This window comes from Limnoglobus sp. (assembly GCF_059499385.1).
On sequence record NZ_JCABYM010000039.1, the window covers coordinates 88545 to 97889 of the forward strand.

The window sequence follows — 9345 nt, forward strand, 5'->3', positions numbered from 1 at the left end:
ACGGGAACCGTGCGTAGACTGTGGCTCGCCTTCGCGTTCGTCGTTCTCGCCGCGCCGTCGTGGGCGCAGGAGGCGACGCCGGCCGAACCGCCGCCCGTCGTCGTCCTGACGCCGAAGCCGGACGACGCCCTGGCGCTGAAGGGGAAGTGGAAGAACGGGCCGCTCTTCTACACCGAAGACGGCATGTTCACGTTCCAGCCGGGCGGCCGGTTCCAGTTCGACACGGTGTTCACGGCCCTCCCCGCGGACCTACGGCGGAACATCACCGGGCCGTCGCAGTTCGACGACGGCGTGAGCATCCGCCGGGCGCGGTTCGCGTTCGACGGCACGTTCGTCAAGACCATCGACTACAAGGCCGAGTTCGACTTCGCGAATGCGTTCATCACCCAGACCGACCCGCAACGGGACAGCCTCGTGACCGTGCCGACGGAGGTGAACCTGACGTTCCGGAAACTGCCGGGCGTCGGCAACGTCCGCGTCGGGAACATGAAGCCGCCGATCTCGTTCGAGCACATCACCAGCAGCAAGTTCTTGAACTTCCTGGAACGCTCCACGGCGCTCGACGCGTTCGTCGAAAGCTTCAACAACGGGTTCACGCTCGGGGCGATGGCGTTCAACAACTTCCTGGCCGACGACCGCGGGTACTGGGCGGTCGGCGTGTTCAAGAGCACGCGGTCCGTCTTCGGGTTCAACGTCGGGCGGAACGAGGCCGACCTGACCGGCCGGCTGGTCGTGCTGCCGATCTACGAGAACGGCGGCGAGCGGTTGCTGCACCTCGGCATCGGCGGGAGCTACCGCGACCTGGACGAGGGCCAGCAGCGGTACCGCAGCCGGTTCGGCCTCCGTAGCTCGCCGAGCGCGCTGGCGGACCTGCTGGCGGACACCGGGTTCCTGTTCGGCGGCCGGGAGTCGCGGCTCGTGCCGGAACTCGCCGGCGTGTTCGGCCCGCTCTCGTTCCAGGCGGAGTACTACACGTCCTTCCTGAGCCGCACGGCGAACGCCGACCGCGAGCAGTTCGGCACGACGTTCTTCCACGGCGGGTACGTGGAGGTTCACTACTTCCTGACCGGCGAGCACCGGGCCTACGACCACGAGCGGATGGCGTTCACGCGGGTGGTCCCGAACAACCCGGTGTCGTGGACCGGCGACCGCCGCGGGTTCGGGGCGTGGCAGTTGGCCGCCCGGTACGGCTACCTGGACTTGAACGACAAGGGCGTGGTCGGCGGGGTCACGCACGAGTTCGTGTTCGGGGTGAACTGGTTCCTGACCGGGAACGCGGTGATGCAGGCGAACTACGTCCTCACGTCCCGCGAATCGACCGGCACGCCCGGCGACGGGCTGCTCCACGGGTTCGGCGTCCGGACGGCGTGGAACTTCTAAGCGCCGCCGTTCGCGGCCAGCCTGGGCGGGTTGCCCATCGCAGTGAACAGGCGGATTTGGGCCTTGTTGAAGTCGATGACCGCGTTGAGATAGTTGAGCCGCGCCTGGTTCAGGACCTGGATCGCCTGCAACGGCCGCAGCGCGTCGAACAGGTTCTTGGCATCGACGACGTTCATCGTGCCCTCCTTGTTGATCCGGTACAGCTCCGTTGCCTCCTTCACGGCTCGTTCGGCCAGGTCCAACGACTCGTACTTCGCGGCCGCCAGCTGCGCCGCCTCCACAATCTCGGCGGACGCGCGGGCCTGCACGTCGAGCAACTGGTACTGCGCCTGGTCGAGGACGGCCCGCCGCTCGTCGGCGTCGAACCGGTTGCCGAGGCCGAGGTTCCGCACCTCCCAGAACAGTTGCACGCTCAGCGCGTTCCGGGCGTCGAACCGCTGGAGGTCGTCGTTCAGCCCGCCGCCGAACGTGCCGGTCTGGTTCGCGACCGTCAGCTTCGGGAACAGCGGCCCCCGCTCCGCCCGGCGGACCCGCTGCCACGCGGCGGCGATGGCCTCCCGGTTCGCGGCCAGGTCCGGCCGGTGCTGGATCGCGGTCGCGACCAGTTCGTCGAGCGTGGCCGTCGGGGAGATGAGCGGGACCGGGACGACGGCCGCGTCGGCGGGGACGAGCCGGACGTTCGGCTGGAGGAGCAGTAGCCGGCCGAGCCGGGCGCTGGCGGCGCCGACGCGGCCTTCGAGGTCGATCCGCTCGGTCCGGCGGAGGAGGACTTCGGACTGTGCCCGCTGCACGTCGCCGGCGCTGCGGTCGAGCTTCGCCGCCCGCGCGTTCTCGGCCGCGGCCAGCATCGCCTCGGCCTTCGCCAGCGTGTCCGCGTTAATTTCGAGTTGCGCGTGCAGTTGAACCAGGTCGAGGTACGCGACGGCGGCGTCGAGTTCCGTGCTCTGGGCGACGGCCTCGGCGCGGAACGCCTCGGCCGCCGTGGCGCGGCGCTCGACGAGCGGGCGGTAGATCGCCTCGGCGAAGTCGAGCGCCAGGGCCGGGCCGCCGCCGGCGAACAGGTTCGCCCGCGAGACGCTGAAGATTTCGCCCCGCTGGTTCTGCGTCTGGCCGTCGAACCGGGTGTACGCCGCCCCGACGGACAGGTGCGGCAGCCACTGGACCTCGGCCAGGTCGAGCCGGGCCTGCGCCTCGCGGACGCGGGCCTGGGCGACGCCGACGGCCGGACTCTTCTCGTCCACGAGGCGGAGGACGGTGGGCAGGTCGATGGGGAGCGTTTCGAGTTGTCCGTAGGCGGGCCGAACGGCCCCGCTCGCTTCCGCGGGCTTCGATTCTTGTGAGGACGCGAGTTGAATCTCGGCCGCGGCCGGCTTCCCGGCCGCCGGTGTGGGCGGCTTTGCGGCCGGCTTGGAGAACGACAGTACCGGCTGATGGCCGGCGATGGGGATGGCCGGGTCGGTGGTGGCGCACCCGGCGGTGACGCTCAACGACGTACCGACGAACAGGAGCCGCTTCTTCCAGGTGGTCATCCAAGGGCCTCCCTGCCCGTGCGGAATCGGTCCTACCAACTCGTCTCGCCGGTCTTCACCGCGGCCGCGTCGCCGACTTCCAGTTGCCGGGCGACGACGACTTCCTCGTTCCCCGTCAGCTCGGCCAGCACGTCGCGGCTCGCTCCGTCGGCGTCCCGCCGCTTGGTCAGGACCGCCACGCGGACGGTCTTGCCGTCGCTCAACTGAACGCGGACCGGAACCTGCTTCGTCTTCCCCCCCTCCACGAACAGGACGTAGTTCGTCCCACTGCGGGAGTAGACGGCCGTGTTCGGTAGGACGAACGACTCGCCGAACCCGCCGACGGTGAGCTTGATGCTGGCCGTCATGCCGGGGATGAGGCGACGAGACTTCGGCGCGTCCGGCGGGAACGCCCGGACCGGGACGCCGTCGTTCGGCCCCTTCGACGGCCGCTCCGGCCACGGGCCGGCCATCGTCTGCACCAGCCGCTGGTAGTCCTCCTCGTCGCCGTTGAATAGGTCCACCTCGACCCGCATCGTCCGGTCGGCGTTCTGTACCGACGGGGCGTACCGACTGACGGCCGCCGCGATCGTCACCCCCGGCAGGTCGTCGATCTGCACGACGGCGGGAGTGTTCACCCCGACCGACGGGGCGACGGAGTCCGGGAACTTCGCGCTGACCGTCACCACGTCCACCTTCGCCAGCGAGATCAGGGCGTCGCTCGCGCCGGTCGTCGCGTTCTGGACGAACGAGCCGGGGTCTACCGTCCGGCGGACGATCACGCCGTCGAACGGGGCGACGACCTTCGCGTAGTCGGCCACGGCCTTCGCGCGGTCGAGGTCCTTCCGCGCGACCTCGATCTGCGCCTTCTTGAGGTCAATATCGGCCGCGGCCGCCTCCACCTTTGACTCGGACTCGGCAAAGTCGGCACGGGCCCGCTCGACGTTCGCCTTCGTGGACGTGACGGTTGCCTCGCTTGCCAGGTAGTCCCGTTCTTCCTCCTCGACCACGCTCCCCACGACGGACCCGGTGTCGGCCAGCCCCTTGAACCGCTCGAACTTCCGCTTCTTCAGGTCGCGGGTCGCGACCGCGCCGACCACGTCCGCCTCCCGCTGCTTGATCGTCGCCGCGGACACGTCCTTCGCCGCCTTCGCGTCCTTCAGCTTCGCCTCGGACACCTTTAGCTCCTGCTGCCGTTGCAGGATCATCGCCTCGGCCCTCGCCACGTCCTGCTCCGTTTCGGGCACGTCGATCTCGAGCAGCAGGTCGCCCTTCTTCACCTTGTCGCCGATCTCGCGGTAGACGCGGCGGACGATGCCGGACGCCCGCGCCCGCAGGTCGGCCCGGTAGAACGGCTCGACGGTGGCGAGCTGGTCCACGGTCATCGCGACGGACGCCTCCCGCTTCGGCCGGACCGTCTTCACGGTCGGGACGGTTTCCGCCGCCGGCGTCCCGGCCGACGCCTTCGGGGCCTGGCCGAACGGGTTCGGGATCGCGCCGGTCAGGACGCCCGCGGCGACGCCGCCGCCGCCGAGGGCGAGGGCGGTCATCAGGCCGACGGACAGCCACCGCCGCCCCTTGCCGCTGACGCCGTGCGGGTGCTTGACCACGCCGCTGGACGATGGGGACTCGGACATGGGGTCGGCCTCGCTTTCAATCAATGAGAATTCGGGTGGTCGTGGTGGGGGTGCGGGCGGTGGTGGTCGTGGTGCGGCCCGTGGCCGTGCCGCCTGTCGCGGATCAGCAGCGTGAACAGGATCGGGACGATGAACAGCGTGAGCGGCGTGCTGGTGAGCAGCCCGCCGACGACGGCGCGGGCCAGCGGGGTGAGCGCCTCGCTCCCGCGGCCGAGGCCGAGGGCCATCGGCAACAGGTCCAGGAACGTCGCCAGGAACGTCATCAGGATCGGCCGGAACCGCGTCACGGCGGCCTCCACGATGGCCTCGTAAACCGGCTTCCCCTGTTTGCGGAGGTGGTTCGCGAAGTCGAGCAGCAGCACCCCCTGCGAGACGATGATGCCGACGAGGAAGATGACGCCCATCTCGGACTGCACGTTCAGCGTGGTCCCGGTCGCCCAGAGCATGGTCAGCACGCCGATCAGGCCGAGCGGCACGGCGGCCATGATGATCGTCGGCATGACGAACGACCGCATGAGCGGGACCATGAGCAGGTAGACGAGCACGGACGCCAGCCCGAGGCCGACGCCGAGGCTGTTGAACGACTCCGTCATCCGGGCGTACTCGCCCTTCAACTCGATCCGCATCCCCTTCGGGACTTCGATCGGCTTGAGCCGCTTCTCGATGTCGGCGGCGACGCTACCGATGTCCCGGTTCTCGGTGCTGACCAGCACGTCCACCACCCGCTTCAGGCCGACGTGGTTGAACTCGACGGCCTGCGTCGATTCGCGGGCGACGACGAGGGAACTGAGCCGCACCGGCGTCTTCTGGTTCGTGCCGGTGGCGAACACGTTCGTCAGGTCGCTCAGCCGGAACGACGGGTCGTCGGGATACTGGACGGCGATGAAGTACTGGTTGCCGCTCTTCGGGTCGATCCAGAAGTTCCGGGTCAGGGCGATGCTGGAGTTCATGGCCGTGACGACCTGCATGACCACGTCGCGGGCCGTCAGCCCGATGGCGGCGGCCTCCTGACGGTTCACCTCCAACACGAGGTACGGGGCGTCGTTCCGCTGCAGCACCCGCACGTCGGCCGCGCCGGGCACGCCGTTGACCGCCGCTTTCACCTGCCGGGCCAGGTCGAACTTCTGGTCCGGCGTGCCGCCGGTGATCTGGATGTCGATGGGCGAGGACGCGCCGAAGTTCAGCGCCGCGGACACCATCCCGCCGGTATCGAAGCTGAACTCCAGGTCGGCGAACTCCGGCTTGTCGGCGAACGCCTTCCGCAGCACGACCGCGTACTCCTGGGCGGACAGCGACCGCTCCGGCGTCAGTTGCAGCCGGATGACCGTGTCCTGCTGCCCGGCGTTCTGCGAGTACGCGGCCGACCAGTCGTTGTTCAGCCCGATCTCGGACACGACCATCTGCAGCTCGTGCGGCGGGACCGTCTCGGCGATGACCTTCTCCACGTCGATGATGCGGCGTTCCGTCGCGTCGAGCCGGAGGTTCGACGGGGCGCGGACCTGGATCGTGATCTGCCCGGCGTCCACGGCCGGGAAGAACTCCTGGCCGATGAACTTGATGAGGAACATGGAGGTCGCGAACAGCCCGACGATGAGCGCGAGCACGAGGAACCGGCGGCCGAGCGCCCAGACCAGCAGAACCTTGTAGACGTTGGTGACGGCCGTGAGGAACCGGTCGATCCGGCGGTAGACGCGGCCGAAGAAGCCGGGGGCGGGCGGCGGGACGTGGTGCTCGACGCGGTGCTCGTGGGCGTGGCCGTGGCCGTGCTGCCCGTGGCCGCGGAGCATCTTCGAGCAGAGGGCGGGCACGAACGTCCAGCTCAGGGCGAACGAGAAGATCATGGCGAACCCGACGGCCAGCGTCAGCGGCTTGAACAGGAACCCGCCGACGCCGGGCGTCAGCGCGACCGGGCAGAGGACGATGATGAGCGCGAGCGTGGCGACGACGACCGGGAGCGTGAGTTCGGCCGTGGCGTCGAGCGACGCCTGGAACGCGGACTTGCCCATGCCCATGTGCCGGTGGATGTTCTCCAGCACGACGATGGCGTTGTCCACGAGCGGCCCGATGGCCAGGAACAGCCCGCCGAGCGTCATCACGTTGATCGTGTTGCCGGTCGCCTTCAGCCCGATGATCGCGCCGAGGATCGACAGCGGCAGGGCGAGCGTGGCGATGACCGTCATCTTCCAGTCGCCGAGGAAAACAAGGATCATGATCGACACCAGGATCGCGCCGATGATCCCCTCGTGGACGAGGCTGTCGATGGCCTTCCGGACGTAGTCCGTCTGGTCGATAACGAAGTCGAGCTTGCTCCCCTCCGGCAGCTCCACCTCCATGTCCGGGATCGAATTTTTCACCCCTTCCGCCACGTCGAGGCTGCTCGCCCCCTGTTGGCGGTAGATCGGGACGAACACCTGTTGCTTGCCGTTGACCCGGACGCGGGACTTCTGGATGACGGCGTCGTCGATCGTCTCGGCCACGTCGCGGAGCAAAATCTGGCGGTCCGGCTCGAACACGAGCGGCAGCTCGTTGATGTCGTCCACGGTGCGGGCCATCGCGTTCGTGTCGAGGGCGATCTGGTTGTCGCCGATGTACGCCGTGCCGGGGGAGATCATCAGGTTCCCCTGGTCGAGCGCCTTCACCACGTCCACCGGCGAGAGGTTGCGGGCCTCCAGCTTCTGGTGGTTGAGGTAGACCATGATGCGGCGGTCCTTGCCGCCGACGACGACCGGGGCGACGCACCCGCGGACGCCGCCGAGCCGGTTCCGCACCTCGACCCGCGCGAGGTCCTTGACCTGTTGCTCGGCCATGTTCGGGTTGCTGACGGTGAGCACGCCGAGCGGGATCGTGCCGGTCGGGTCGAACGGCAGGGACACCGGCGGGAGGGTGTTCGTCGGCAGGTACGGCATGGCCGCGCCGGTCAGCGAGTTCGTCTGCGTCAGCGCGGTACTGGGGTCGATGTCGTCCTGGAAGTAGAGCTTGACGACGCTAACGCCGGAGACGGACCGGGACTCGACGTTGGCGACGCCGGGGGCCTGGTTGACCCACCGCTCGACGCGGTCGGTGATCGTCCGCTCGATCGACCGGGCGGGCATCCCGTTGAAGTACGTCAGCACCTGGACGGCCGGCGTCTTGAACTGCGGGAGGATGTCCACCGGGATCGAGATCAGGGCGACGCCGCCGAGGATGGCGATGAACAGGGCGAAGACGATGACACCGTACACGTTGCCGAGCGCCAACTTGATCAGACCCATGACGTGCCTTTCTGCGGTGGGAACCGACCCCTCATTTCTAACAGTACCGCGACGACGATCCAAGAGATAAAGACCCGCGACCCATGCGATCGCCCCGCTCACCGCGTTTGCGCTTGACCGACCGGACAAATGAGAACAAACTGAATCGACCTCCCACCTACTCAACTCGCGGTGTTCCCATGCTCGACATTCTCGGCTCCCGGAGCGGCCCGTTCTGCGACGGCGTGTCCCGCCGCGGGTTCCTCAAGGTCGGCGCGTTCGGGGCCGGGTTGACGCTCGCCGACGCCTACCGGTCGCAAGCCGCCAACAAGAGCGGCCGCACGAAGGCGATGAAGTCGGCCATCTTCATCTACCTGCCGGGCGGGCCGAGCCACCTGGACATGTACGACCTGAAGCCGGACGCGCCGAAGGAAGTCCGTGGCGAGTTCAACCCGATCCAGACGAACGTGCCCGGCGTGCAAATCTCCGAGCACTTCCCGCTCCAGGCGAAGATGTGGGACAAGCTGGCCGTCGTCCGGTCGCTGACGAGCGTGGACGAGCACAGCGACAGCCTCGTCATGACCGGCTACCCGGAGCGGGTCAACATGACGGCCGGCCACCCGTCGTTCGGGGCGGTCGTGTCGAAGGTCCGCGGCGACGCGAGCGGGGCCGTGCCCCCGTTCGTGTCGCTCCGCGGCATGTCCCGCGGCACGGAACCCGGCTTCCTCGGCGTGGCGCACCGGCCGTTCACCCCGAGCGGGCCGGGCAACGCGAACCTGAAACTCGCCAACGGCGTCACAGCCGACCGGCTCGATTCCCGAAAGGGGCTTCTCGATTCCTTCGACGACACGCGGCGGGAGATCGACGCCAGCGGCGCGATGAAGGGGATCGACGGCTACACCGAGCGCGCCCTGGACATGGTCGCGAGCGGCGTGGTGCGGACCGCACTCAACCTCGACAAAGAAGACAAGGCGACCCGCGAGCGGTACAAGGGGGTCGAGCAGTTCCTCACGGCCCGGCGGCTGATCGAGGCCGGCGTCGGGTTCGTCACGCTTTCCGTCGGCGGGTGGGACACGCACGGCCAGAACTTCACCGCGCTCAAGAGGCAACTGCCGAAGGTGGACCAGGGGATTTCCAACCTCATCCAGGACCTGCACGACCGCGGGATGCAGGACGACGTGGTCACCGTCATGTGGGGGGAGTTCGGGCGGACGCCGAAGATCAACGGTAACGCCGGCCGCGACCACTGGTCGCCGGCGATGTCGGCGCTCGTGGCCGGCGGCGGGCTGAAGATGGGCCAGGCGGTCGGCGCGACGACGGCGAAGGGCGAGCGGCCGAAGGACCGGGCGTACACCGCCTCGCAGCTCATGGCGACGCTCTACCAGGCCATCGGCATCGACCCGGCGCAAACCTTCCCGAACGGCAGCGGCCGGCCGGTCTACGTCCTCGACGACCGCGACCCGGTGAAGGAACTCGTCTAGAATGTAGGGTGGGCCGAGGCTTTGCGGCCCACCCCGCTTGCGGTCGTACCGCCGCTGGGGCCCGGAGACGCCGCCCAACCTACAAAACCAAAACACCAACGCACAGGAC

Annotated in this window: 5 protein-coding genes; 2 read left to right on the forward strand and 3 right to left on the reverse strand. The window is 68.7% G+C overall.

The annotated features are described in order from the left end of the window. Positions 1 to 9: 9 nt before the first annotated feature. Positions 10 to 1380 (forward strand): OprO/OprP family phosphate-selective porin, encoded by a 1371-nt coding sequence (locus tag AC5JJ2_RS06655; protein ID WP_495857187.1) that lies wholly within the window; start codon positions 10 to 12, stop codon positions 1378 to 1380. Here AC5JJ2_RS06655 and AC5JJ2_RS06660 read toward each other — a convergent pair. The 3 genes from AC5JJ2_RS06660 to AC5JJ2_RS06670 are packed head-to-tail and all read right to left on the reverse strand — an operon-like array spanning position 1377 to position 7776. Further along, positions 1377 to 2909, reverse strand: a complete 1533-nt coding sequence (locus AC5JJ2_RS06660) for a TolC family protein (RefSeq protein ID WP_495857188.1) — start codon at positions 2907 to 2909, stop codon at positions 1377 to 1379. The two genes, AC5JJ2_RS06655 and AC5JJ2_RS06660, sit on opposite strands and share 4 nt — an antisense overlap. 32 nt (positions 2910 to 2941) lie before the next feature. Further along, the gene (locus AC5JJ2_RS06665) at positions 2942 to 4525 is read right to left on the reverse strand and encodes an efflux RND transporter periplasmic adaptor subunit (protein WP_495857189.1); all 1584 of its coding nucleotides are present in this window, start codon (positions 4523 to 4525) and stop codon (positions 2942 to 2944) included. 20 nt (positions 4526 to 4545) lie between these two features. Further along, complete coding sequence (locus AC5JJ2_RS06670) at positions 4546 to 7776, reverse strand: efflux RND transporter permease subunit (protein ID WP_495857190.1); 3231 nt, start codon at positions 7774 to 7776, stop codon at positions 4546 to 4548. 179 nt (positions 7777 to 7955) lie between these two features. Here AC5JJ2_RS06670 and AC5JJ2_RS06675 point away from each other — a divergent pair, with 179 nt between their 5' ends. Beyond that, positions 7956 to 9236 carry a DUF1501 domain-containing protein gene (locus AC5JJ2_RS06675; protein ID WP_495857191.1) on the forward strand — a complete coding sequence of 427 codons (1281 nt, stop codon included), beginning with the start codon at positions 7956 to 7958 and terminating at the stop codon, positions 9234 to 9236. Positions 9237 to 9345 lie beyond the last annotated feature (109 nt).